The 22,948-nt window shown below is 69.1% G+C and carries 20 protein-coding genes; 5 read left to right on the top strand and 15 right to left on the bottom strand.

Annotated features, from left to right (window positions below; all coding sequences use genetic code 11):
- Positions 1-19 precede the first annotated feature (19 nt).
- The 5 genes from ACXJ3V_RS00170 to ACXJ3V_RS00150 all read right to left on the bottom strand — a co-directional run bounded on the left by ACXJ3V_RS00170 (position 20) and on the right by ACXJ3V_RS00150 (position 4,491).
- Positions 20-1,807, bottom strand: coding sequence for a peptidoglycan D,D-transpeptidase FtsI family protein (locus ACXJ3V_RS00170; RefSeq protein ID WP_457098236.1), 1,788 nt, complete (start codon positions 1,805-1,807; stop codon positions 20-22).
- 4 nt (positions 1,808-1,811) lie between these two features.
- Positions 1,812-2,423, bottom strand: coding sequence for a hypothetical protein (locus ACXJ3V_RS00165; protein WP_457098235.1), 612 nt, complete (start codon positions 2,421-2,423; stop codon positions 1,812-1,814).
- The gene (gene rsmH, locus ACXJ3V_RS00160) at positions 2,420-3,373 is read right to left on the bottom strand and encodes a 16S rRNA (cytosine(1402)-N(4))-methyltransferase RsmH (RefSeq protein ID WP_457098234.1); all 954 of its coding nucleotides are present in this window, start codon (positions 3,371-3,373) and stop codon (positions 2,420-2,422) included. The genes ACXJ3V_RS00165 and rsmH overlap by 4 nt, the downstream gene beginning before the upstream one ends.
- 103 nt (positions 3,374-3,476) lie before the next feature.
- Entirely contained in the window at positions 3,477-3,908 is a 432-nt protein-coding gene (mraZ, locus tag ACXJ3V_RS00155) for a division/cell wall cluster transcriptional repressor MraZ (protein ID WP_457098233.1), read from the bottom strand.
- Between the two features lie 214 nt (positions 3,909-4,122).
- Positions 4,123-4,491 (bottom strand): DUF3040 domain-containing protein, encoded by a 369-nt coding sequence (locus tag ACXJ3V_RS00150; protein ID WP_457098232.1) that lies wholly within the window; start codon positions 4,489-4,491, stop codon positions 4,123-4,125.
- Positions 4,492-4,556: 65 nt separating this feature from the next.
- Between ACXJ3V_RS00150 and ACXJ3V_RS00145 the strand changes: the two genes are divergently transcribed.
- Complete coding sequence (locus ACXJ3V_RS00145) at positions 4,557-5,648, top strand: polyprenyl synthetase family protein (protein ID WP_457098231.1); 1,092 nt, start codon at positions 4,557-4,559, stop codon at positions 5,646-5,648.
- Between the two features lie 30 nt (positions 5,649-5,678).
- On the opposite strand, the gene ACXJ3V_RS00140 is transcribed toward ACXJ3V_RS00145, so the two are convergent.
- On the bottom strand, positions 5,679-6,032 hold the full coding sequence (locus tag ACXJ3V_RS00140) for an Rv2175c family DNA-binding protein (protein ID WP_457098230.1): 354 nt from the start codon (positions 6,030-6,032) through the stop codon (positions 5,679-5,681).
- A 198-nt stretch (positions 6,033-6,230) separates the two neighbouring features.
- On the opposite strand from ACXJ3V_RS00140, the gene ACXJ3V_RS00135 reads away from it, so the two are divergent.
- Together ACXJ3V_RS00135 and pknB are read left to right on the top strand one after the other, a co-directional pair.
- Positions 6,231-7,385 carry a LysM peptidoglycan-binding domain-containing protein gene (locus ACXJ3V_RS00135; RefSeq protein WP_457098841.1) on the top strand — a complete coding sequence of 385 codons (1,155 nt, stop codon included), beginning with the start codon at positions 6,231-6,233 and terminating at the stop codon, positions 7,383-7,385.
- A gap of 72 nt (positions 7,386-7,457) precedes the next feature.
- Positions 7,458-9,395, top strand: coding sequence for a Stk1 family PASTA domain-containing Ser/Thr kinase (pknB, locus tag ACXJ3V_RS00130; RefSeq protein WP_457098229.1), 1,938 nt, complete (start codon positions 7,458-7,460; stop codon positions 9,393-9,395).
- Positions 9,396-9,411: 16 nt separating this feature from the next.
- On the opposite strand, the gene ACXJ3V_RS00125 is transcribed toward pknB, so the two are convergent.
- From ACXJ3V_RS00125 to ACXJ3V_RS00115, 3 genes are read right to left on the bottom strand one after another with little or no spacing between them, the layout of a single operon-like run.
- Positions 9,412-10,749, bottom strand: a complete 1,338-nt coding sequence (locus ACXJ3V_RS00125; RefSeq protein WP_457098228.1) for a class II 3-deoxy-7-phosphoheptulonate synthase — start codon at positions 10,747-10,749, stop codon at positions 9,412-9,414.
- A 38-nt stretch (positions 10,750-10,787) separates the two neighbouring features.
- Positions 10,788-11,483, bottom strand: a complete 696-nt coding sequence (locus ACXJ3V_RS00120) for a lysophospholipid acyltransferase family protein (protein WP_457098227.1) — start codon at positions 11,481-11,483, stop codon at positions 10,788-10,790.
- Positions 11,484-11,485: 2 nt separating this feature from the next.
- Positions 11,486-12,418: an ROK family glucokinase gene (locus ACXJ3V_RS00115; RefSeq protein WP_457098226.1), complete on the bottom strand. Its 933-nt coding sequence runs from the start codon at positions 12,416-12,418 to the stop codon at positions 11,486-11,488.
- Between the two features lie 146 nt (positions 12,419-12,564).
- On the opposite strand from ACXJ3V_RS00115, the gene ACXJ3V_RS00110 reads away from it, so the two are divergent.
- Positions 12,565-14,391: an AMP-dependent synthetase/ligase gene (locus ACXJ3V_RS00110; RefSeq protein ID WP_457098225.1), complete on the top strand. Its 1,827-nt coding sequence runs from the start codon at positions 12,565-12,567 to the stop codon at positions 14,389-14,391.
- Positions 14,392-14,434: 43 nt separating this feature from the next.
- On the opposite strand, the gene def is transcribed toward ACXJ3V_RS00110, so the two are convergent.
- Genes def through ACXJ3V_RS00095 form a run of 3 tightly spaced genes read right to left on the bottom strand, consistent with a single transcriptional unit; the run spans position 14,435 to position 19,995 of the window.
- On the bottom strand, positions 14,435-14,926 hold the full coding sequence (gene def, locus ACXJ3V_RS00105; protein WP_457098224.1) for a peptide deformylase: 492 nt from the start codon (positions 14,924-14,926) through the stop codon (positions 14,435-14,437).
- Positions 14,927-14,928: 2 nt separating this feature from the next.
- The gene (locus tag ACXJ3V_RS00100) at positions 14,929-16,539 is read right to left on the bottom strand and encodes a MinD/ParA family ATP-binding protein (protein WP_457098223.1); all 1,611 of its coding nucleotides are present in this window, start codon (positions 16,537-16,539) and stop codon (positions 14,929-14,931) included.
- A 48-nt stretch (positions 16,540-16,587) separates the two neighbouring features.
- Positions 16,588-19,995: a pyruvate carboxylase gene (locus ACXJ3V_RS00095; RefSeq protein ID WP_457098222.1), complete on the bottom strand. Its 3,408-nt coding sequence runs from the start codon at positions 19,993-19,995 to the stop codon at positions 16,588-16,590.
- A gap of 74 nt (positions 19,996-20,069) precedes the next feature.
- Here ACXJ3V_RS00095 and ACXJ3V_RS00090 point away from each other — a divergent pair, with 74 nt between their 5' ends.
- Positions 20,070-20,879: a ParA family protein gene (locus ACXJ3V_RS00090; RefSeq protein WP_457098221.1), complete on the top strand. Its 810-nt coding sequence runs from the start codon at positions 20,070-20,072 to the stop codon at positions 20,877-20,879.
- Positions 20,880-21,006: 127 nt separating this feature from the next.
- On the opposite strand, the gene ACXJ3V_RS00085 is transcribed toward ACXJ3V_RS00090, so the two are convergent.
- From ACXJ3V_RS00085 to ACXJ3V_RS00075, 3 genes are all read right to left on the bottom strand, one after another.
- On the bottom strand, positions 21,007-21,549 hold the full coding sequence (locus ACXJ3V_RS00085) for a MerR family transcriptional regulator (protein ID WP_457098220.1): 543 nt from the start codon (positions 21,547-21,549) through the stop codon (positions 21,007-21,009).
- Between the two features lie 101 nt (positions 21,550-21,650).
- A complete protein-coding gene (ftsR, locus tag ACXJ3V_RS00080; protein ID WP_457098219.1) occupies positions 21,651-22,343 on the bottom strand; it encodes a transcriptional regulator FtsR in 693 nt (230 codons plus the stop codon).
- Positions 22,343-22,846, bottom strand: coding sequence for an FHA domain-containing protein (locus tag ACXJ3V_RS00075; protein ID WP_457098218.1), 504 nt, complete (start codon positions 22,844-22,846; stop codon positions 22,343-22,345). The genes ftsR and ACXJ3V_RS00075 overlap by 1 nt, the downstream gene beginning before the upstream one ends.
- Between the last annotated feature and the right edge of the window lie 102 nt (positions 22,847-22,948).

The following is a 22,948-nucleotide window of genomic DNA, read 5'->3' as shown; positions in this document are numbered from 1 at the left end:
TTCTCCGGCCGGACCGACGTCACTGAGCGAACTTGGGGAGCAGTGTGGGTGCTGACGTCGCCGGCATGATGCGATAGGTCTTGAGCACCTGGGTCATGGCCTTCTGCCATGCCGGCGCATTGGCCGCAGATGACTTTACCCTGGTCGGCTCGTCGAGCGTGACGACGACGAGGTACTGCGGGTCGTCGGCAGGCGCGAATCCGATCATCGTCGTGAAGTACACGCCACGCTTGTAGCCGCCGTTGCCGTCGGACTTCTCGCCCGTGCCGGTCTTGCCCGCCACACGGTATCCGGGAATGGCGACCTGCGGAGCGAGCTGCCCCTGCACGAAGACGTTCTCGAGCATCTGCTGCACGTCGGTGGCGGTCTGCTCGCTGAGGATCCGCGAGGGCTCGGGCAGCTGCGGCTTCTCCACGGTGCCATCAGGTTGGGTGCACGACTCGACGATCGACAGCGGCACCTTGACCCCGTCGTTCGCGATGGCCTGGTACGCCCCCGCCAGCTCAGGCACGGTCGTCGAGACACCCTGCCCGAACGCGGTGTTGTAGAGCGTCTGGTAGTCCCACGTGTCGGGCTTGGAGAGCCAGCCGTTGGACTGGCCGTAGAACGGGATGCTGCTTCCATCGCCGATGCCGAACCGCTTGAAGTAGTCGTATCGGGTCTGGGCGCTCACCCGCTCGGAGAACTTCGAGATGCCCGCATTGGACGAGTCGATGAGCACGCCGGTCAGCGTGTAGTCGTACGTCGGGTGGTCGAAGGCGTCGCTCACGCGTGCCCCATTGGCGAAGGTCTCGTCGCCGGAGACGGTGACGCTCGAGCGCGGGGTCTGCCCGCCGGCGTCGATGAGCGTCGCTGCGGTGAGCGCCTTGAAGGTCGATCCGGGCTCGAAGGAGTTGGTGAAGATCCGGCTCCCGCGATCGTCGACCTTCGACGCCGCGACGTCGTTGGGGTCGACGGTCGGGTACTCGGCGGCGGCCCGGATCTTGCCCGTGGCCACCTCGACGACGGTGATCGTGCCGGACAGCGCCTGCTCGTCCTGCACCTGCTCGGCGATCAGCTGCTGGAGGTACCACTGCAGGTCGCGGTTGATCGTGAGCGTCAGCGTCCCGCCGTCGACAGCAGGATCCTCGACCTCGGTCCCGGGGATGATGACCCCGTCCTTGCCCTTCTCGTAGGCGAGGGTGCCGTCCGTCGCGGTGAGGCAGTCGTTCTCGCTCTGCTCGAGCCCGCCGAGCGGTGCCCCGTCGATCCCCATGTAGCCCACCACGTTGCCGGCCACTGCGCCGTCCGGGTAGGTGCGCGCGGGGTGGGGCTCGAAGTACAGGAACGGGATGCCGAGATCGGCCAGGGTGCGGAACTGCTCGGTGGTGAGCCCGCGCTTGAGCAGCGCGTACTGCGAGTCCGGGTCGGCCGCACGGGCATCGTCGACGACCTTCTGGACCTCTTCGGCCGTCTGGCCGGTGATCTCGGCGATCTCGGCGGCGACTTCGGTCCACGGGACTTCGACGACCTTGCCCTTGTCGTTCTTCCGCTTGAGCGGTCCCACGTTCGAGGGGTCGAGCTGCGCGTCGTACAGCAGGATGCTGCCGGCGAGCGTCTGCCCGGACTCGTCGACGATGCTTCCCCTGGTGCCGTACACCGGCCTGCCGCCGCCGAGCGCGTTGGCGAGCGAGTCCTCGATGTGCTCGGCCGCGCTCACGACCTGGATGTCGACGAGTCGCACGATGAATCCGGCGAGCACCACGAGCACGACGGCGAGGGCGACCACGGTGCGACGGCGCGGGCTGCGGGTGCTCTTGGTGGTCATGACCTCAGTGTGTGCTCGGGGTGGGCAGTCCGTCGGTGAGCGCCGGCGGAGTGTTCGCGATCGCGACACCATCCGCCGGGACTCCGTCGGCCGTGGTGCCGTCGGGGTTCGTCTCCGCAGCGATCACGGGCGCTCCCGCGATCGTCGCGTCCGGCTCGGTCACGAGCGGGGTGTCGGTGATGAGGGCGTTGGGCACGCCGGCGCGGCCGATGGCGTCGACCGATGACGCGCCGAGCGCCACCTGCCCCGCACCGAGGATGGCCCCATCGCTGAGCCGCAGATAGTTCGGCGACTCGTTGATCACCATGCCGAGGGCGGAGGCGTTCGCCGCGAGATACTGCGGCGAGCTGAGCCCGGCGACGTCGTCGTACAGCATCTGACTCTGCCAGCCGAGTTCGCGCTGCGTGCTGCGGAGGGCGGAGAGCTCATACGAGCCCTGGGTGGTCAGCACCGAGAGCCACATCTGAGCGGCGCCGATCGTGATCGCCCCGCCCAGTGCGATCATCGCGTAGAGCAGCCGAGGACGGCGGCGCGCCGGAGCATCCAGCAGCCGCAGTCGCCGTCGCGCCTCGTCCCAGCGGGATGGGGCCGGCGCGGTGCGCAGGGGAACGCTCATCGCGCCTCCTTGATGCGCTCGGCCGCGCGAAGGCGCACCGGAGTCGCTCTGGGATTGCGCGCGATCTCCTCGGCAGACGCGAGCTCGGCGCCCTTGACGAGCAGCCGGAAGCGCGGGGTGTGCTCGGGGAGCTCGACCGGGAGCCCCGCCGGAGCCGTGGAGGCGGTCGCATCGGCGAAGTCGTGCTTGACGATGCGGTCTTCCAGGGACTGGTACGACATGACCACCATCCGCCCGCCCACCCGGAGCAGATCGAGCCCCGCCGGAATCGCGCGTTCGAGAACGGAGAGCTCGCGGTTGACTTCGATCCGCAGCGCCTGGAAGACCCGCTTGGCCGGATGTCCCGTCCGCTGCAGCGCCGCGGGCGTCGCGTCGTGGAGGATCGAGACCAGTCGGCCGGACCGTTCGATCGGCGCCTCCTGTCGAGCGCGGATGATGGCTCGGGCGTAGCGGCCGGACAGCTTCTCCTCGCCGTACCGCTCGAAGATGCGACGCAGGTCGCCTTCGCCGTAGGTGGCAAGGATGTCGGCGGCCGTCGTGCCGGAGGTCTGATCCATGCGCATGTCGAGCGGCGCATCCCGCGCGTACGCGAAGCCGCGGTCGGCCTCGTCGAGCTGGAGCGAAGAGACGCCGAGATCGAAGAGGATGCCGTCGACCGATGATCGCCCGGTCGATGTGACGGCCTCGGCGATGCCGTCGTACACGGTGTGCACGAGCGTCACCCGGTCGCCGAACGGCGCGAGCCGCTCCCGGGCGATGGCCAGAGCGTCGCGGTCGCGGTCGAGGCCGATGAGATGGAGCCTGGGAAAGCGCTCGAGGAACGCCTCGGCATGGCCGCCCATGCCGAGCGTCGCATCGACGAGCACCGCGCCTTCGGGCTCGACGGCGGGGGTGAGCAGTTCGACGCAGCGGTCGAGCAGCACGGGAGTGTGGATGTCGCGGAGGTTCATGATGTCTGGGCACTGGTCCCCCGGCCCTGATCCCCATCCGCTCTGACCTGGCGCCGGGGAAGTGCGTCAGGGCGGGAGCGGCTGGGAGTCACGGCCGGGGGGCTCAGAACAGGCCCGGAATCACCTCCTGCTCCAGCTCGGCATAGCTCTCTTCGTTGCCTTCCGCGTAGGTGTTCCACGCGTCGGCGTTCCAGATCTCGGCATGGGCGCCCACGCCGGTGACGACGAGGTCTCGCTCCAGGCCGGCATAGGCGCGCAGCGGAGGGGGGATCGTGATGCGGTTCTGGCTGTCGGGCTTTTCGGCGCTTGCCCCGGAAAGGAACATCCGCAGGAAGTTCCGGGCGTCCCGGTTGGTCAGGGGGGTCTCGCGGATCCGCTCGTGGATGCGCTCGAACTCCGCCGCGCTGAAGACGTACAGGCAGCGGTCCTGTCCGCGGGTGACCACGATGCCGGCACCGAGGTCGTCACGGAACTTCGAGGGAAGGATGACGCGCCCTTTGTCATCGAGCTTGGGAGTGTGCGTGCCCAGAAGCATCGGCGGATCACCCCCCTCTGTTCGGCCCCCCGACGGGTATGTCCGCCACTTTACTCCACTTCCCTCCACATGGCTATGCGAATCACGGCGCAGTTGGGCCCGTCCTCCACTCGTCCGGAATCCGGCACGAGATGACGCGCGCTGCCGTCTGCGTCCGGGCAAAAAAAAAGAGCACCGACCCGAAGGTCGATGCTCTTGAAAGGTCAGGCGGCTGTCAGCGGTCTTCCTGGCGGCGGTCCCAGCGATCGTTCATGCGATCCATGAACGAAGTCGATCGGTGCGGCTTGGCGGCCTGCGGTTCGGTCTCGAGCGGCACCGCGCCGAGGCCCTTCGTCGGCGTGACCGCGAGGATCACACCGCCCAGCATGACCACGAAGCCGATGACGCCGACGACCACGAAGCTCGTCGATACCCCGAAGATCAGACCGCCGAGGCCCACCAGAACCAGGATCGTGCCGTAGACGATGTTGCGATAACTCAACGTGCGGCCATCTGTGGGCGCGCTCACGACATCCGCGTCGTTCCGCATGAGATGGCGTTCCATCTCATCAAGCAGGCGCTGCTCCTGTTCGGAGAGTGGCATGCTTCCCCCTCTACACACTCGAACGCGTCAATTCTACGCGTGCCTTGGATCACTAGGCTAGGCCCGTGTCAGCCCCTGTGGATCCCGTCGCGGCTATTTCTCAGCGACTGGACAACTTCGTCGCCATCCAGCGCGATGAGTCAGACGGTCTCGGCACCGAAGCGGCCCTCTTCGTCGGCGCGGCAGCCGACGCTCTCCGTGGCGGCAAGCGGCTGCGCGGGCGCTTCTGCGTCGCCGGATTCCGGGCCGTGGCGGAGCTCTCCGATCGCTCCGGAGCGCTGCCCGCTGAAGTGATCGCCGCCGCCGCGTCGCTCGAGGTCTTTCACGCGGCGGCGCTCGTCCACGACGATCTCATCGACAACTCCGATACGCGCCGAGGGCGGCCGGCGGCCCACCGGTCGCTCGAGGCGGCGCACCGGGCCGCAGGCTGGGAGGGCGATGCCGCCGCCTTCGGCCGGTCGGCCGCCGTGCTCCTCGGCGACCTGCTGCTGGCGTGGAGCGACGACCTCTTCGAAGACGGGCTGGCCGCGGCATCCGTCTCCCCCGCCGCACCGCGTGCGGAGTACGCGAGGATGCGGCGCGACGTCACCATCGGGCAGTTCCTCGACGTCGCCGAGGAGTCCGCCTTCCGCACCGAGCCGGACGACCGGCACGCGGCGCGCGCGCTGCGCGTCGCGTCGTTCAAGTCGGCGCGGTACAGCGTGCAGCAGCCGCTCGCCATCGGCGCAGCAATCGCGGGAGCGGATGCCGCGCAGCAGGCCGCGCTGGCCGCGTTCGGGCATCCGCTCGGCATGGCCTTTCAGCTGCGCGACGACGTCCTGGGCGTCTTCGGTGACGAGGCGCAGACCGGCAAGCCCTCCGGTGACGACCTCCGTGAGGGCAAGCGCACGGTGCTGATCGCGTTCGCCCGGGAGGGTCTCGCCGCGTCGCCGAGGCGGATCGTCGACGAGCTGATCGGAGACCCCGACCTCGATGGCCCGCAGATCGCTGCGCTGCAGCGCACGATCGTCGAGACCGGAGCCCTGGAGCGCGTCGAGTCGCTCATCGCGGACTATGCCCGTGAGGCGGAGCGGTCGCTGTCAGGCGCACGCCTCGGCAACGCCGCGGTCGGCGAGCTGCGTGACCTGGCACGGGCCGCGACTGTCCGGACCACCTGATCGCTCAGGCGGGGAATACCGGTCGAGGGCTCAGCCCAGCGACTGGGCTACGCGCCGGACCTCGCTCTTGCGGCCGGCACGGAGGGCCTCGATCGGCGCGAGCCCGATGGACTCCTCGGGGGTGAGGAGCCACTCGATCGTCTCATCGTCGGTGAAACCGCGATCGTGCAGCACGATGAGCGTTCCGTGCAGCGATGCCAGCGGATGCCCGTCGAGGATGAAGGCGGCGGGCACCTTGAAGACGCCGTCCTCCTGGCGGGCCCCGACGAGATGCGACTCGTCGAGGAACCGCTTGACGCGGCCCAGCGGTTCGCCGAGCACATCCACCAGTTCGGGGAGGGTCAGCCAGTCGGTCTCGAAAAGCGGCGCGGGCTCAGCGGTCACCGTGCCACTATCTCACGCGAAGATCGCTCTGCGAATCGCGCCGTCATGCTCACTTCCGTCCCTTCAGTCACAACAGTCACTTCTTTAGCATCAGTTGACACGAATTAACTTCCGTGACACGGTTTTGGTCAGTCACAGAGGGGGAGACTCGTGCGACAACAGGTGGACAGTTCCCGACTCCGCGGTGCGCCCGCACTCATGCCGGCCGCTGTTGCGGGGTCGATCGCTCTTCTCCTGGGCGCCGCACCATCTCCCGCGATGGCCGTGGAAAGCGCCGCCGATCACCACCGATCGCCGCGCGCACCAGGCAGCGACTCCCCCGCAGCGACGTCGACCTCTCGCGTGCCGACGGCAGCCTCACCCGCGACCTACACGGTGCAGCGCGGCGACACGGTCTTCGGGATCGCGGCCCGCTACGGTCTGCGCACCGCCGACGTCCTCGCCCTCAACGGGCTCACGTCCACATCGATCATCCGCCCCGGCCAGGTGCTCCGCCTCACCGGCGCGACCCCGGCAGCCCCGGCCCCGACGGCACCGGTCGCATCGGCCGGCACGTACACCGTGCAGAAGGGCGACACCCTGAGTGCCATCGCCGGCCGGCACGGCGTGACGATCAAGGCCCTGTTCGCCGCCAACGGGCTCGGCTGGGCGTCCATCATCTACCCCGGCCAGAAGCTCACGCTCCCGGGCGGCCAGGCACCGGCGGTCCAGCCGGCGGCGCCGGCGCCTGCGCCGCAGGCTCCGGTCGCGGCATCCGGTGTCTACACGGTCCAGAAGGGCGACACGCTCAGCTCGATCGCCCAGCGCAACGGCGTGACCGTGCAGACGCTGTTCGCCGCGAACCGCCTGGGCTGGGGCTCGATCATCTACCCCGGGCAGAAGATCGCGCTCAACGTGCCGCCCGCTGCGGTCGCGGCGGCTCCCCCTGCCCCGAAGCCCATCCCGACGCTAGACGCCGAGCAGCGGGCGAACGCGCAGCTCATCATCCGCGTCGGCCGCGAGCTCGGCGTTCCCGACCGCGGGCTCGCGATCGCGCTCGGTGCGGCGATGCAGGAGTCATCGCTGCGCAACCTCGCGGCGGGCGATCGTGACTCGATCGGTCTCTTCCAGCAGCGCCCCAGCGCGGGCTGGGGCACCGCCGCCGAAGTCGGCAACGCCGAACGGGCGACGCGGGCCTTCTTCGGAGGCCCCTCCGACCCCAATGGGTGGAACACGCGCGGACTCCTCGACATCCCCGGCTGGCAGGGTCTGTCGTTCACCCAGGCGGCCCAGGCGGTGCAGATCTCCGCACACCCGGAGCTCTATGGACAGTGGGAGCCTGCCGCGCTCGCGTGGCTCGCATCACTCGGCTGACCCCGCTCCGGCGAAGGTCCCGCGGGTGAGGCGCTCCCGGGCCTCACGGCCCCGCGTCCGTAGACTCTCAGCGTGAGCACGAGTCAGCAGGCCGACCCGCTGATCGGCCGTCTGGTTGACGGCCGATACCGGGTCCGCGCGCGCATCGCGCGCGGCGGCATGGCGACCGTGTACGTCGCGACCGACCTGCGGCTCGAGCGCAGGATCGCGCTCAAGGTCATGCACGGCCATCTCAGCGACGACACCGTGTTCCAGAGCCGGTTCATCCAGGAGGCGCGGGCGGCCGCGCGACTGGCCGATCCGCACGTCGTCAACGTGTTCGATCAGGGCCAGGACGGCGACATGGCCTACCTGGTCATGGAGTACCTGCCGGGCATCACCCTGCGCGAGCTGCTGCGCGAGCAGCGCCGGCTCACGATCCCGCAGACGATCACGATCATGGATGCCGTGCTCGCCGGCCTCGCCGCCGCGCACCGATCCGGAATCGTGCATCGGGACGTCAAGCCGGAGAACATCCTGCTCGCCGACGACGGGCGCATCAAGATCGGCGACTTCGGGCTTGCGCGCGCCACGAGCGCGAACACCGCGACCGGAGCGCAGCTGCTCGGCACGATCGCCTACCTCGCCCCCGAGCTCGTCACCCGTGGGACGGCCGATGCCCGCAGCGACATCTACGCGCTCGGCATCATGCTCTACGAGATGCTCACGGGCGAACAGCCGTACAAGGGCGAGCAGCCGATGCAGATCGCCTTCCAACATGCCACCGACTCGGTCCCGCGGCCGAGCGTCAAGAACCCCGGCGTCCCCGAGCAGCTGGACGAGCTCGTGCTCTGGTCGACCGAGAAGAACCCCGACGACCGCCCGGTCGACGCACGGGCGATGCTCGATCGGTTCCGCGAGATCGAGCGCGAGCTCGGCATCCATCCGCAGGTCGCCCGCGCGGTGCCCATCGGGGTCATCCACGATGAGGGCGGTGCCCAGACCGAGCTGACCAAGGTCATCCCGTCCGCCGTCACCGGGCCGATGGCCACCATCGACGACGTCGACAACGCCGCCCAGCTGCGCCTGATGACGAGGCGGCGCGCGCGCCGTGGCGGGTGGCTGATCGCCGTGGTGATCCTGCTCGCCGCCCTCGCCGCCCTGATCGGGTGGTGGTTCGGCTCCGGACCCGGGTCGATGGTGATGGTGCCGGATGTCTCGAAGATGACTTTCGCGGACGCGCAGGCGGTGCTGCAGGAGGAGGGGCTGACGGGGGTCCAGAAAGACGTCTTCGACTTCGACATCCCCGCCGGAACGACGACCGGCTCCGAGCCCGGCGCCGGACTGCCGGTCGACAAGGAGTCCACCGTGACGGTCCTGGTCTCGAAGGGCCCGCAGGACCATGTGGTCCCGGCCCTCGGGGGGCTCCCGGCGGATCAGGCGCGCGCGACTCTGGAAGCGGCTCTCGTGCAGGTCGGCGACGATCTGCTGTTCTTCACGGATGCCGCGGAGAACAGCGTCACCGCGGCATCCGTCACTCCCCGCTCGGGTGAGCCGGCCATCGACTGCACCCCGGGCTGCACTCTTCATGAGGGCGACTCGGCGGTGCTCTCGGTCTCGGTCGGCCCCGTGCCGGACGTCACCGGCAAGAGCGTCGGCGACGCGACCGCGGCGCTCAACGCCAAGGGCCTGCAGATCGCCGGGACCTACGAGGAGACGAACGAGTCGATCGACGAGGGTCTCGTGATCCGGATGGACCCGAAGGACGGTGGCGCGCCCTGGCAGCCGAACGACGCCGTGACGCTCGTCATCTCGTCCGGTCCGCCGCTGTTCCCGGTGCCGAACATCGTCGGCATGACCCGGGATCAGGCCAAGGCTGAGCTCGAGAACGCCGGGTTCAAGTACGACTACAACAGCAGCTGGGACCTCTTCCCCGACCCCGTCACGCAGGTCGAGGCGCAGGATCCGCCCGCGGACTCCAAGCACACCAAGGGCACCGTCGTCACGTTCCGGATCAAAGCCGCGCTGTAAGCCTCGCCGCTGAGGGTCAGAGCTTCTCGAGCTCCTCGGCGACGAGGAACGCGAGCTCGAGGCTCTGCATGTGGTTCAGGCGCGGGTCGCACAGCGACTCGTAGCGCGTCGCGAGGGCGGCCTCGTCGATCTCCTCGGAGCCGCCGAGGCACTCGGTGACATCGTCGCCGGTGAGCTCGACGTGGATGCCGCCGGGGAACGTGCCGACCACCCGGTGGGCCTCGAAGAAGCCGCGCACCTCGTCCACCACATCGTCGAACCGGCGGGTCTTGTAGCCGGTCGGGGTGGTGATGCCGTTGCCGTGCATCGGGTCGGTCACCCACAGCGGCAGTGCGTCCGAGTCGCGGACGGCCTCCAGCAGCGGCGGCAGGGCATCGCGGATCTTGCCCGCGCCCATCCGGGTGATGAAAGTCAGCCGGCCGGGCTCGCGCTCGGGGTCGAGCTTGTCGATCAGCTCGAGCACGTCGCTCGCGGTCGTCGAGGGTCCGAGCTTGACCCCGATGGGGTTGCGGATCTTCGAGAAGTAGTCGATGTGGGCGCCATCGAGGTCGCGCGTGCGCTCGCCGATCCAGACGAAGTGCGCCGACGTGTTGTACGGCGTGCCGGTGCGCGAGTCGATGCGCGTCATCGGGCGCTCGTAGTCCATCAGCAGACCCTCGTGGCCCGTGTAGAACTCGACGCGGCGCAGCTCGTCGAAGTCGGCGCCGGCGGCCTCCATGAACTTGATCGCCCGATCGATCTCCTGAGCGAGGCGCTCGTACTGCTGGTTCGCGGGGTTCTGTGCGAAGCCCTTGTTCCAGGAGTGCACCTCGCGGAGATCCGCGAAGCCACCCTGCGTGAACGCGCGCACGAGATTGATGGTCGACGCGGCCGTGTGGTAGCCCTTCAGCAGACGCTGCGGGTCGGCCGTGCGGGAGCCCTCGGTGAAGTCGAATCCGTTGACGATGTCGCCGCGGTAGGCGGGAAGGGTGACCTCCCCGCGGGTCTCGGTGTCGCTCGAGCGCGGCTTCGCGAACTGCCCCGCCATCCGTCCCATCTTCACGATGGGCATCGATGCGCCGTACGTCAGCACGACCGCCATCTGCAGCACGGTCTTGACCCGGTTGCGGATCTGCTCCGCGGTGGCGCCGGCGAACGTCTCGGCGCAGTCCCCGCCCTGCAGCAGGAAGGCGCGTCCGGCCGCGGCACGAGCCAGTCGCTCGCGCAGCTGATCCACCTCACCGGCGAAGACGAGCGGCGGCAACGTGGCGATTTCGGCGGACATCGCCGAAACGGCGTCGGCGTCGGGCCAGTTCGGCTGCTGCTTGATCGGGAGCGTGCGCCAGTGGTCCAGGGAGTCGAGCTGCGAGGGCATCCGCCAAGTCTATCGGCGCGCCCGTCTGCACCGGATCGCTATGACGCGGCCGGCCTGCTCTTGAGCCGGTCCTTCACCGTGCTGGCGTACACGTCGTCGTACTCCTGCGACCCGATGCGATGGAGCGCGACCATGATCTCGTCGGTGACCGACCGGAGGATGTAGCGATCGCCGGCCATCCCCTCGAAGCGCGAGAAGTCGAGGGGCTCGCCGATCACCACTCCGACCCGTGCGATGCGCGGCATCCTGCGCCCGATCGGCATCATCGTGTCGGTGTCGACCATTACGACCGGCACGACCGGCACGTGCGCCTCGAGGGCCATCCGGGCGATGCCGGTCCGGCCGCGGTACAGCCGGCCGTCGGGGCTGCGCGTGCCCTCGGGGTAGATGCCCAGCAGATCGCCGTGACCCAGCACCTGCAGTCCGGTGTTGAGGGATGCCTCGGAGGCCTTGCCGCCCGAACGGTCGATCGGGATCATCCCGGTGCCCTTGAAGAACACGCGAGTCGCCCACCCCTTGAGGCCCTTGCCGGTGAAGTAGTCGCTCTTGGCGAGGAACGCCACCGGACGGTCGATCATGAGCGGCAGGAACACCGAGTCGACGAACGACAGGTGGTTGCTCGCGAGGATCGCGGCGCCGGTCTGCGGGATGTTGCGGCGGCCGACGATCCACGGTCGGAAGATCGCCTTCACGATCGGTCCGATCACCACGTACTTCATCAGCCAGTAGAACATCGCTACCCGTTCCCCGCGAGGTCTGCGGCGCCGATGATTCCGGCATCGTTGCCGAGGTGAGCGATCGCGAATTCCGCGATCGGCCGATCGCCGTAGCCGGGCAGCGACGTCTCATACGCGATGCGGACCGGTTCCAGCAGCACATCTGCGAGCTGCGCCACTCCCCCGCCGATGATGAACAGCTCGGGGTCGAGCACGGCCTGGAAACCGCCGCAAGCCTCACCGAGCGCGGTGGCCACGCGGCGCAGCGCCTCGAGGGCGCCCGGGTCTCCGGCGAGCACGAGACGAGAGATCGCGGGCCCTCCGATGGTCCCCTTCGACGCGCGGACCGCGGCAAGTGCCGCGCCCACTCCGCCCTCGTCGGCGATGGCGTTGGCCTCGCGCTGCAGTGCGCGTCCCGACGCATACTGCTCGAGGCATCCGTTCTGTCCGCAGCCGCACGGTCGCCCCTCCCGAACGAACCGGGTGTGCCCGAGTTCGCCGGCGATGCCGTGGCCGCCGCGGTAGAGCGCGCCACCGGAGATGACGGCGCCTCCGACTCCGGTGCCGAGGGTCAGCATGGCGACGTCCTGGTAGCCGCGCCCGGCTCCGAAGCGGAACTCCGCCCAGCCGGCCGCATTCGCATCATTCTCGATCGTCACCGGCATCTCGAGGCGCGACTCGAGCTTCGCCTTGAGGGGCTCGTTGTGCCAGTCGATGTTCGGCGCATGGATCACGGTGGTGCCGGCACGGTCGACGAACCCGGCGGCGGCGACGCCCACAGCGGCGATCTCATGCCCGCGATCGAGGTGACGCACCATGTCGACGACGGCGTCTTCGAGCGCCGACGTGTCGGTAGGCGTCTCGACCCGCAGCTGCTCGACGATATGCCCTTCCTCGTCGACCACGCCGCCCGCGATCTTGGTTCCACCGATGTCGATTCCGACCTTGAGCACGCCGTTCCCTTCAGACCGCAGCGGGGCGCAGCGGCGCCTCGAAGTCTATCCGGGAGCACCACCGCATACCGGGAGGAGGAGGCCCCTCGGAGATAGACTTCAGGCACACAGCACCGGAGTTAAGTGCCGGTTACGAAGGAGTCGCCGTGGTCCAGTTCGAAGTCCCCCCCATCGTTCCCGCGGATCCCCAGGCGAACATCACCGACCTGCTCGCAGAGCGGGTGAAGAAGACCCCGCAGCTGGCGCTGTTCGCAGTGCCCGAGGGCGAGGGCTGGCGTGATGTGACCGCCGCGGAGTTCCAGCGTCAGGTGATCGCCCTCGCGAAGGGCTTCGTCGCGGCCGGGCTCGCGCCGGGTGACAAAGTGTCGTTCCTGGCGCGCACCACGTATGACTGGACGCTCGTCGACTTCGCGCTGTTCTATGCGGGCGCGGTCATGGTCCCGATCTTCGAGACGAGCTCACCCGCCCAGATCTCCTGGATCCTCACCGACTCCGGAGCGATCGCCAGCATCGTCGAGTCGCCGGAGCACAGCGCACGTCTCGACGAGATCCGCGACGAGGTTCCGCTCCTGCAGCACACCTGGTCGATGCACAGCGGCGACCTCGACAAGCTCATCACCCGGGGCAAGGAAGTCCCGGATGCCGAGATCGAGCGGCGCCGCAACCTCGCGGTCGGTGCGGACATCGCCACGCTCATCTACACCTCCGGATCGACCGGTCGCCCGAAGGGGTGCGTGCTGACCCACAGCAACTTCGTCGAGCTGTCCCGCAACTCCGCGAAGGCGATGAGCGAGGTCGTCGAAGCGCCCGGCGCATCCACCCTGCTGTTCATCACGACCGCGCACGTCTTCGCCCGGTTCATCTCCATCCTCGCGATCCACTCCGGCGTGAAGACCGGGCACCAGCCCGACACCAGGCAGCTCCTCCCCTCGCTCGGCTCGTTCAAGCCGTCCTTCCTGCTGGCCGTGCCGCGCGTGTTCGAGAAGGTGTACAACTCCGCCGAGCAGAAGGCAGAGGCGGGCGGCAAGGGCAAGATCTTCCGCGCCGCCGCGCACACCGCCGTCGAGCACTCCAAGCTGCTCCAGGCCGGCAAGAAGATCCCCGTCTTCACGAAGATCAAATTCGCGCTGTTCGATCGGCTCGTCTACAGCAAGCTGCGCGAGGCGATGGGCGGCCGCGTGGTGTTCGCCGTGTCGGGATCCGCCCCGCTGGGCTCGCGACTCGGCCACTTCTTCCACAGCCTCGGGCTCGTCATCCTCGAGGGCTACGGCCTCACCGAGACGACGGCTCCCGCCACGATCAACCTGGCCACGAAGTCCAAGATCGGCTCGGTCGGTCCGGCTCTGCCGGGCGTCGGCGTGCGCATCGCCGACGACGGCGAGATCCAGGTGCGCGGCATCGACGTCTTCAAGGAGTACTGGCGCAATCCCGAGGCCACGGCCGAGGCGTTCGACGGCGACTGGTTCAAGACCGGCGACCTGGGCTCGTTCGACGAGGAGGGCTTCCTCACGATCACCGGACGCAAGAAGGAGATCATCGTCACCGCAGGCGGCAAGAACGTCGCCCCGGCGGTGCTCGAAGATCCGATCCGCGCGAACCCGATCGTCGGGCAGGTCGTCGTGGTCGGCGACCAGAAGCCGTTCATCGCGGCGCTCATCACGCTCGACAGCGAGATGCTCCCGACGTGGCTCGGCAACAACGGCCTCGACAAGAACATGACCCTCGAAGAAGCATCCAAGAACAGCGCCGTGCGGGCTGAAGTTCAGAAGGCCATAGATCACGCGAACAAGGCGGTCTCGCGCGCCGAGTCGATCCGCAAGTTCACGATCCTGCCGACGGAATGGACCGAGGCCAGCGGTCACCTGACCCCGAAGCTCAGCATCAAGCGGAACGTCATCATGACCGACTTCGCGTCCGACGTCGACGCGATCTACGACGTGCCGGTGTCGACGACCAACGTGTCGATCGGCTGACCGAGCGGAACGGAATGGCCCGGGGCAGCGCCCCGGGCCATTCTCACATCCAGTCGCTCTCGCGGATCTCGCGCATCGCGATGCGCCGTGTCTCCGGCGGAAGCCGGTCGAGGTAGAGCTTGCCGTCCAGGTGGTCGGTCTCGTGCTGGAGCGCCTGCGCGAGCAGACCCTCACCCTCCAGGACGACCTCGTTGCCGTCTAGGTCGATGCCGACGACCTTCGCCCACGGATGCCGCAGCGCGTCGTGCCAGAGGCCGGGCACCGACAGGCAGCCTTCGCCGGTGGGCTCAGGCTCCCCGGACACCTCCACCACCTCGGGGTTGAGGATGTAGCCGATGTCGCCGTCGATGTTGTAGCTGAACGCGCGCAGCCCCACACCGATCTGCGGTGCGGCGACGCCCGCGCGGCCGGGCAGCTCCACCGTGTCGATGAGGTCCTGCACGAGCGCTCGGATGCCCTCGTCGATGTCGGTGATGGCAGCGCTCGGCGTCCGGAGGACGGGGTCGCCGAACAGCCGGATCGGCCGGACTGCCACGGTCAGGCCGCGGGTGCCAGAGCGCGCAGACCCTCGACGACGGTGGCCGCCAGTTCGCGGGCCGCCAGGCGCGTCTCGGGACGCAGATCGCGGAAGGTGATGGCGCTGCCTGCCGCGATGTGCGGGTCGTACGGCACCCGAACGACCGCGCGCACCCGCGTCTTGAAGTGCGTCTCCAACTCGTCCTGCTGCACGAGCGGCAGGCCGGGCCGGGCGTTGTTGAGCACGACCACGGCGCCGCGGACCTGCTCGGCGTAGCCGTTCGTCTCGAGCCAGGTGAGCGTCTCGGACGCCAGCCGCGCCTCGTCGACGCTGAGGCCGGAGACCACCACGAGTTGGTCGGCGCGGTCGAGCGTCGCCGCCATGACAGAGTGCACGATCCCGGTGCCGGTGTCGGTCAGGACGAACGAGTAGTAGTGCGCGGCGAGCGAGGCGACATCGTTGTAGTCGCGATCGCTGAAGGCCTCGGACACGCGGGGATCGGCATCCGATGCGAGCACGTCCAGCCGAGTCTCGTCGCGGGCGACGATCGCGGACACCTGCGCGTAGCCGGTGATCTCGCCACGGGCGCGCACCAGGTCGCGAACGGTCTTGCCGCTGGTGCGGGCGACGCGGTCGGCGAGGGTGCCGCGGTCGGGGTTGGCGTCCACCGCGATGACCCGGTCGTCGCGGGCATCCGCGAGGGCCATGCCCAGCAGGGTCGTGACCGTGGTCTTGCCGACGCCGCCCTTGCGCGAGAGCACCGGCACGAACCGCGCGCCGCCGCTGATGGGCGCCGCGATCCGCTGGTCGAGCTCCTTGCGCGCGCGTGCGCGCTTGCCGTCGCCGAGGTTCACGCGGTGCCCGGTGATCGTGTACAGGAAGTTCTGCCACGCGCCTTCGGGCTCGGAGCGCACCACCTGGTGGGGGTCGAGCAGGCGGTCGGCCGTCAGCAGATCGGCGGACTCGCGGCTCGCGCCGAGCTCGCCGAGCCGCTTGGAGCTGAGGCTCAGGTCGGTGCGCGCCGGCACGCGCTCGACGGCGGTCGCGCGGTCGGATGCCTCGTGGTGGGCTTTGCGGCGGGTCGAGGGGATCGACCCCGACGTGGTCGGGACGGCGCCGGTCGTCGGCACCCGCTCCTCGGGCTCGACCGTCGACGCGGAGTCGAACGACCAGGCGGCCGCCTCGTCCTGATCGATGGGTGCCGCTTCGGCGGCCCGCTCGTCGTCGAACTCACGTCCGGTCTCGATGTCGCTCACGGGATCCCCCTCCACGTCGGATGCGAATGCGTACTCGTCCGCCGACTCCAGAACCTCCGCCGAGGTGTCGACGTAGCTGTCGGTGTCGTCGCCCATCGGAATGATCTCGGCCACGATCTCTTCGCTGATCGGCTCCTGCCCGGCGGACCCGTCGGACGTTTCAGCGCCCACGTCCTGGACCTCGAACGGCGAGACCTCATCGTCGAGCACGTCATCGTCGAGATCGTCGTCGGAGTCCGTCGGCATGACGACGCTGACCTGCTCCGTCGCGCCTCCGAGGATGCCGAAGCCGGTCGTGTCGATTCCACCGGTATCACCGAGAACGCTGTTCTCGGATTCTTCGACGGGGTGCTGTTCGTTGCGATCAGGCGTCACTGAGTGGTCTCCAGGAGGGTCGGCGGGCACCGGGGCCCGTCTTCCAGGCTACTGCGCCGGACGGAGGACGACCAAAAGGTCGCCTGCCTCGACCTGCTGGGTGGCACCGATCGCCACCCGTTCGACCACGCCGTCGACCGCGGCGGTGATCGCGGCCTCCATCTTCATCGCCTCGATCGAGGCGACCGGCTGGCCCGCGACGACGGCATCGCCGACGGCGACCTTGAGCGTGACCACACCCGAGAACGGGGCGGCGACCTGCCCGGGCTTGGAGGTGTCGGCCTTCTCCACCTGACGCGACTCGACGGCGATGCTGCGGTCCCGAACGAACACCGGGCGCAGCTGCCCGTTGAGCGTCGTCATGACTGTGCGCATGCCCTTCGCATCGGCTTCGCCGATCGCCTCGAGCCCGACGTACAGCTGGACGCCTGGGTCGATCTCTGCGACATGCTCCTCGCCCGGCTTGAGCCCGTAGAGGTAGTCCGGCGTGCCGAGCGCGGAGAGGTCGCCGTACGCCTCGCGGTTGCGCTCGAAGTCACTCGCCGGGCCGGGAAACAGCAGGCGGTTCAAGGTGCGGCGGCGTTCGAGGGCATCGCCGTCCAGCGCCTGGTTCTCCTCGCTGCTGATCGGCACGACGTCGATCGAGATCTCACGGCCCGCCAGCACCTTCGAGCGGAACGGCTCGGGCCACCCGCCGGGCAGGTCACCGAGCTCGCCGGCCATGAAGCCCACGACGGAGTCGGGGATGTCGTAGGCCTGGGGATTCTCCTCGAAGTCGGCGGGATCGGCGTTCGCGGCGACGAGTGCGAGTGCGAGGTCACCGACCACCTTCGACGAGGGGGTGACCTTCGGGATGCGTCCCAGGATCCGGTCGGCCGCGGCGTACATGTCCTCGATGCGCTCGAACTCGTCGGCGAGCCCGAGGGCGATCGCCTGCTGACGCAGATTCGACAGCTGTCCACCAGGGATCTCGTGGTGGTACACGCGCCCAGTGGGGCCAGGCAGACCGGACTCGAAGGGACGGTAAAGGTGGCGCACGCCTTCCCAGTAAGGCTCGAGGTCGCTGACTGCCTGCAGATCGAGGCCGGTGTCGCGCTCGGTATGCGCGAGAGCCGCGACCAGTGCCGACAGCGAGGGCTGGCTGGTGGTGCCTGCCAGGGGGGCAGCGGCGGCGTCGACAGCATCCGCTCCGGCTTCGCTCGCGGCGAGCAGCGTCGCGAGCTGTCCGCCCGCGGTGTCGTGCGTGTGCACGTGGACCGGAAGGTCGAAGCGGTCGCGCAATGCACTCACGAGACGGGATGCCGCGGCCGGCCGCAGGAGCCCCGCCATGTCCTTGATCGCGATGATGTGCGCGCCGGCCTCGACGATCTGCTCCGCGAGGCGCAGGTAGTAGTCGAGCGTGTACAGATCCTCGGACGGGTTGAGCAGGTCGCCGGTGTAGCAGAACGCGACCTCGGCGACGGTGGTTCCCGTCTCCAGCACGGCATCGATCGCCGGGCGCATCTGCGACACGTCGTTGAGCGCGTCGAAGATGCGGAAGATGTCGACGCCGGTCGCGGCCGCTTCGCGCACGAACGCGTTCGTCACCTCGACGGGGCGAGGAGTGTATCCGACCGTGTTGCGGCCGCGCAGAAGCATCTGGATGGGGACGTTGGGGATCGCCTCGCGCAGTGCGTCGAGCCGCTCCCACGGGTCCTCCGCGAGGAATCGCAGCGCCACGTCGTAGGTGGCCCCGCCCCACGCCTCGATCGACAGCAGCTGCGGTGTCATGCGCGCCACGTGCGGCCCGACGCGGACGAGATCGCGCGTGCGGACGCGCGTGGCCAGCAGCGACTGGTGCGCGTCCCGGAACGTCGTCTCGGTCACGGCGAGCGCGGTCTGCTCGCGCAGCGACCGGGCGAAGCCGGCCGGTCCGAGCTCCTGCAGTCGCTGCCGGTTGCCGGCTGGTGGCGGGGCGAACAGGTCGATATCGGGCAGCTTGCTTCCCGGCGAGATGGACACCGGCTTCTCGCCGTAGGGCCGGTTCACGGTGACGTCGGCGAGCCAGTTGAGCAGCTTCGTCGCGCGGTCTCGCGAAGGATTGGCCTTCAGAAGCTCGGGACGATCGTCGATGAACGACGTGCTCAGATCGCCGGCGACGAACGCCGGATCGTCGAGCACCGACCGCAGGAACGGGATGTTGGTGGCGACGCCGCGGATCCGATACTCGGCGAGCGCGCGCTTGGCGCGCGCGACAGCAGAGGGGAAGTCGCGGGCGCGGCAGGTGAGCTTCGCGAGCATCGAGTCGAAATGGGGGCTGATCTGCGAGCCCGCCGCCGTCGTGCCGCCGTCGAGTCGGATGCCGGCGCCGCCCGGAGACCGGTAGGTCGTGATGCGTCCGGTGTCTGGCCGGAAGCCCTGCGAGGGGTCTTCGGTGGTGATCCGGCATTGCAGCGCGGCGCCTCGGAGCACGATCCTGTCCTGGGTCAGGCCCAGATCCTCGAGCGTCTCCCCTGCCGCGATGCGCATCTGGGATTGCACGAGGTCGACGTCGGTGACCTCCTCCGTCACGGTGTGCTCGACCTGGATGCGCGGGTTCATCTCGATGAACACATGCTCGCCTGCCCGTTCACCCGCCGTGTCGACGAGGAACTCGACCGTGCCCGCGTTGACATAGCCGATCGACCGGGCGAAGGCGATCGCGTCGCGGTGGATGCGCTGGCGGAGACCCTCGTCGAGATTAGGCGCCGGCGCGATCTCGATGACCTTCTGGTGACGCCGCTGCACCGAGCAGTCACGCTCGAAAAGGTGCACGGTGCCGCCTGCGCCATCCGCGAGGATCTGCACCTCGATGTGCCGCGGCCGAAGCACGGCCTGCTCGAGGAAGACTCGCTCGTCGCCGAAGGCCGCGCCGGCTTCGCGCATGGCCTCGGCGATCGCGGGCGGCAGCTCCTCGGCGGTCGCGACGCGCCGCATGCCGCGCCCACCCCCGCCGGCGACGGCCTTGACGAAGATCGGGAAGCCGATGGCCTCGGCCTGCGCCACGAGGGCGTCGACGTCATCGGACGCGGGAGTGGAGCGCAGCACCGGAACGCCCGCCGCGATCGCGTGCTCCTTCGCGGTCACCTTGTTGCCCGCCATCTCGAGCACGTCCGACGTCGGCCCGATGAACGTGATGCCGTTCTCGGCCGCGCGCGCGGCCAATTCCGGATTCTCGGAGAGGAACCCGTAGCCCGGGTAGATCGCGTCGGCGCCTGCGTGCAGCGCGACGCGGATGATCTCCTCGACGTCGAGGTAGGCCCGCACCGGGTGACCCGGCTCGCCGATCTCGTACGACTCGTCGGCCTTCTGTCTGTGCAGCGAGCCACGGTCCTCGAAGGGGAAGACCGCGACCGTGCGGGCACCCAATTCGTATGCGGCGCGGAATGCTCGAATGGCAATCTCACCGCGGTTCGCGACCAGGATCTTTCGGAACATGCGCACCTCGCTGGGCGATCTAGTTCGGGGGGCTGAGTGTGTTCTCAGCCTAGGGGAAGGTAACGTGGACCCTTGTGCACGTACTCTCCGTCAGCTCACTCAAGGGTGGGGTCGGCAAGACGACCGTCACTCTCGGGCTCGCCTCAGCGGCGTTCGCGCGCGGGGTGCGGACACTCGTCGTCGATCTCGACCCGCAGTCCGACGTCTCAACGGGCATGGACATCCAGGTGGCCGGCCGTCTGAACGTCGCCGACGTCCTCGGAAACCCGAAGGAGAAGGTCGTCCGTCAGGCGATCACCTCGAGCGGCTGGGCCAAGGTCCACCCCGGGACGATCGATGTCATGATCGGCAGCCCTTCCGCGATCAACTTCGACGGACCGCACCCGAGCGTGCGCGACGTGTGGAAGCTGGAGGAGGCGCTCGCGACGATCGAGGCCGACTACGACCTCGTGCTGATCGACTGCGCACCGTCGCTCAACGCGCTCACCCGCACCGCCTGGGCCGCGAGCGACCGCGTCATCGTCGTCACCGAGCCCGGCCTGTTCTCGGTCGCCGCCGCCGATCGCGCGCTGCGCGCGATCGAGGAGATCCGCCGCGGGCTCTCCCCGCGCCTGCAGCCCCTCGGCATCGTCGTCAACCGGGTGCGCCCGCAGTCGATCGAGCACCAGTTCCGCATCAAGGAGCTGCGCGACATGTTCGGCCCGCTGGTGCTCTCGCCGCAGCTGCCCGAGCGCACCTCGCTCCAGCAGGCTCAGGGTGCCGCCAAGCCGCTGCACATCTGGCCCGGCGATTCCGCACAGGAGCTCGCGGCCGACTTCGACGCGCTGCTCGACCGCGTGATGCGCACCGGCCGGATTCCGGTCCCGGGCGACGCCCGCGCCTGACACTCCGCGCTTCGTCGCCGGTCGCCCCGCGCTTCGCCGCCGGTCGCTCCGCGCTTCGTCGCCGGTCGCTGAGCTTGTCGAAGCGTCCGGCGGCCCTTCGACAGGCTCAGGTACCGGATGCCGCGGCTTACGCGGTGCGGACGGTGCGGCGTGCCGCGAGCTCGTCGACCGGGTCGGGCGACTGGGCGTCGAAGTCGACGAGCGTCGACTCCACCTCGCTCAGCACCTTGCCGACGGCGATACCGAACACACCCTGACCGCGGCTCACGAGGTCGATGACCTCGTCGTTCGAGGTGCAGAGATACACGGACGCCCCATCGCTCATGAGCGTGGTGCCGGCGAGATCGCGGATGCCGGAAGCCCGAAGCTGGTCGACGGCCGTGCGGATCTGCTGCAGGGAGATTCCGGTGTCGAGCAGGCGCTTGACGAGCTTCAGAACCAGGATGTCGCGGAACCCGTACAGTCGCTGCGATCCCGACCCGCTCGCACCGCGCACCGTGGGCTCGACGAGCTCGGTGCGGGCCCAGTAGTCCAGCTGCCGGTAGGTGATCCCGGCGGCGCGGGCGGCGACCGCACCGCGGTAGCCCACCTCGTCGTCCATCTGCGGGAGACCATCGGTGAAGAGCAGATCGGCGTCGAATCGGGGTTCGTCGGCATCGCGGTCAGTCATGCGGATCCTCCCCCGTTCGTCCGATACTTCAACGCTAGATCAGGCCCCCTCCGGGGGCAACGACATCGGCCCCGAAGGGGTCGGCGTGTCGCGATGGCGGCTCAGGACATGAGACGGTCCAGGGCGCCGCGGACGAACATCGCGCGCACGTCCTCGAGGCGCTTGGCCAGCTCCGGCGCCAGTTCGCTCGCACGAGCCCGAGACCCGGCATCCGTCCGCCGGAGCAGGGGCGAGAGTGCGGATTCCACGAGGGCGACATCGCGCTCGGCGCTCTGCCGCAGCGTCCGCACATGGCGGGGCTCGATGCCGTGCCGGTCGAGCGCGACGAGCGATCGCAGCATGGCCAGCTGCTGATCGGTGTAGGTCTCGGCGCCGACGATGACACCGGTGCTGATGGCGTCGTTGAGCAGCTGCGGGGCGGCCCCTGCCGCCGACAGCAGCTCTTCGCGGCGATAGCGGCGTGGGGCTGGCACGATCGACGGCGGCGCCGCCGAGGCGGGCGGTGCGGGGTTGCGGCCGGCATCCACGTCTTCCAGGTACTCCCGGATGACGACGAGCGGCAGGTAGTGATCGCGCTGGAGCGTCAGCGCGAGGCGCAGCCGCTCGAGGTCGTCGGGAGAGAACTTGCGGTAGCCCGATTCGGTGCGCACCGGCGTGACGATGCCCTGCACCTCGAGGAACCTGAGCTTGCTCGAGGTGAGCGTCGGAAACTCCGGAGCGAGCCGCGCGAGGACCTGTCCGATGCTCAGAAGCCCCGCGGACGAGGATCGTTCGCGGGCTGATGCTGCCGGCATCAGCCGTCCGCCGCCTGAGTGAGGTCGGCGGGCGAGACGAAGAAGTTGAGGCGGAACTTGCCGATGCGAAGTTCGGAGCCGTTGCTCAGATGCGCGCGGTCGACCCGCTCGCCGTCGATGTAGGTGCCGTTGAGCGACCGCTGATCGACCAGTTCGAAGGCGTTGCCTTCGCGGGTGATCTCGGCGTGCCGGCGCGAGACGGTGACGTCGTCGAAGAAGATGTCGGCCTCGGGATGCCGCCCCACCGTGGTCACGTCGGTGTCGAGCAGGTAGCGGGCCCCCGCCGTCGGGCCGGAGCGCACGATGAGGATGGCCGCGCCAGACGGGAGCGCGCCGATGGCGTCGAGCTCCGTCTCGCTCAGGTCGGCGCCGAACGGCACGAACGACAGATCCGAGTCGTGCCCGAATGTCTGCGTCGTATCGACGGCACGATCCTCGGACTTTCCGTCGCCCGCCGGTTCGGCAGAGCGGCGGATCTCGTCCGGTCGGCCACTTTCCTCCACGCTGCTCCCCTTCGTTCGAACCAGCCTAGTCGATCACCTGCAGGCCACCACAGGAAGTTCACGGGCGGAATCGCGGCCCGGCGACTGTTTCGCCGTGTGTCA

The sequence above is a fragment of the Microbacterium sp. P5_E9 genome (assembly GCF_054049175.1).
The sequence above is the reverse complement of the archived record's forward strand: the minus strand, read 5'-3'. Positions and strand labels throughout refer to the sequence as shown.

Bases quoted from the DNA above. Each gene is read 5' to 3' on its own strand.
- rsmH (WP_457098234.1), bottom strand. From the start codon at position 3,373: ATGAACCTCCGCGACATCCACACTCCCGTGCTGCTCGACCGCTGCGTC.
- ACXJ3V_RS00135 (WP_457098841.1), top strand. From the start codon at position 6,231: ATGCCGGCCGCTGTTGCGGGGTCGATCGCTCTTCTCCTGGGCGCCGCA.
- ACXJ3V_RS00095 (WP_457098222.1), bottom strand. From the start codon at position 19,995: ATGTTCCGAAAGATCCTGGTCGCGAACCGCGGTGAGATTGCCATTCGA.
- ACXJ3V_RS00120 (WP_457098227.1), bottom strand. From the start codon at position 11,483: ATGTTCTACTGGCTGATGAAGTACGTGGTGATCGGACCGATCGTGAAG.
- ftsR (WP_457098219.1), bottom strand. From the start codon at position 22,343: ATGCCGGCAGCATCAGCCCGCGAACGATCCTCGTCCGCGGGGCTTCTG.
- mraZ (WP_457098233.1), bottom strand. From the start codon at position 3,908: ATGCTTCTGGGCACGCACACTCCCAAGCTCGATGACAAAGGGCGCGTC.
- ACXJ3V_RS00125 (WP_457098228.1), bottom strand. From the start codon at position 10,749: ATGCCCTCGCAGCTCGACTCCCTGGACCACTGGCGCACGCTCCCGATC.
- ACXJ3V_RS00165 (WP_457098235.1), bottom strand. From the start codon at position 2,423: ATGAGCGTTCCCCTGCGCACCGCGCCGGCCCCATCCCGCTGGGACGAG.
- ACXJ3V_RS00150 (WP_457098232.1), bottom strand. From the start codon at position 4,491: ATGCCACTCTCCGAACAGGAGCAGCGCCTGCTTGATGAGATGGAACGC.
- ACXJ3V_RS00170 (WP_457098236.1), bottom strand. From the start codon at position 1,807: ATGACCACCAAGAGCACCCGCAGCCCGCGCCGTCGCACCGTGGTCGCC.
- ACXJ3V_RS00085 (WP_457098220.1), bottom strand. From the start codon at position 21,549: ATGACTGACCGCGATGCCGACGAACCCCGATTCGACGCCGATCTGCTC.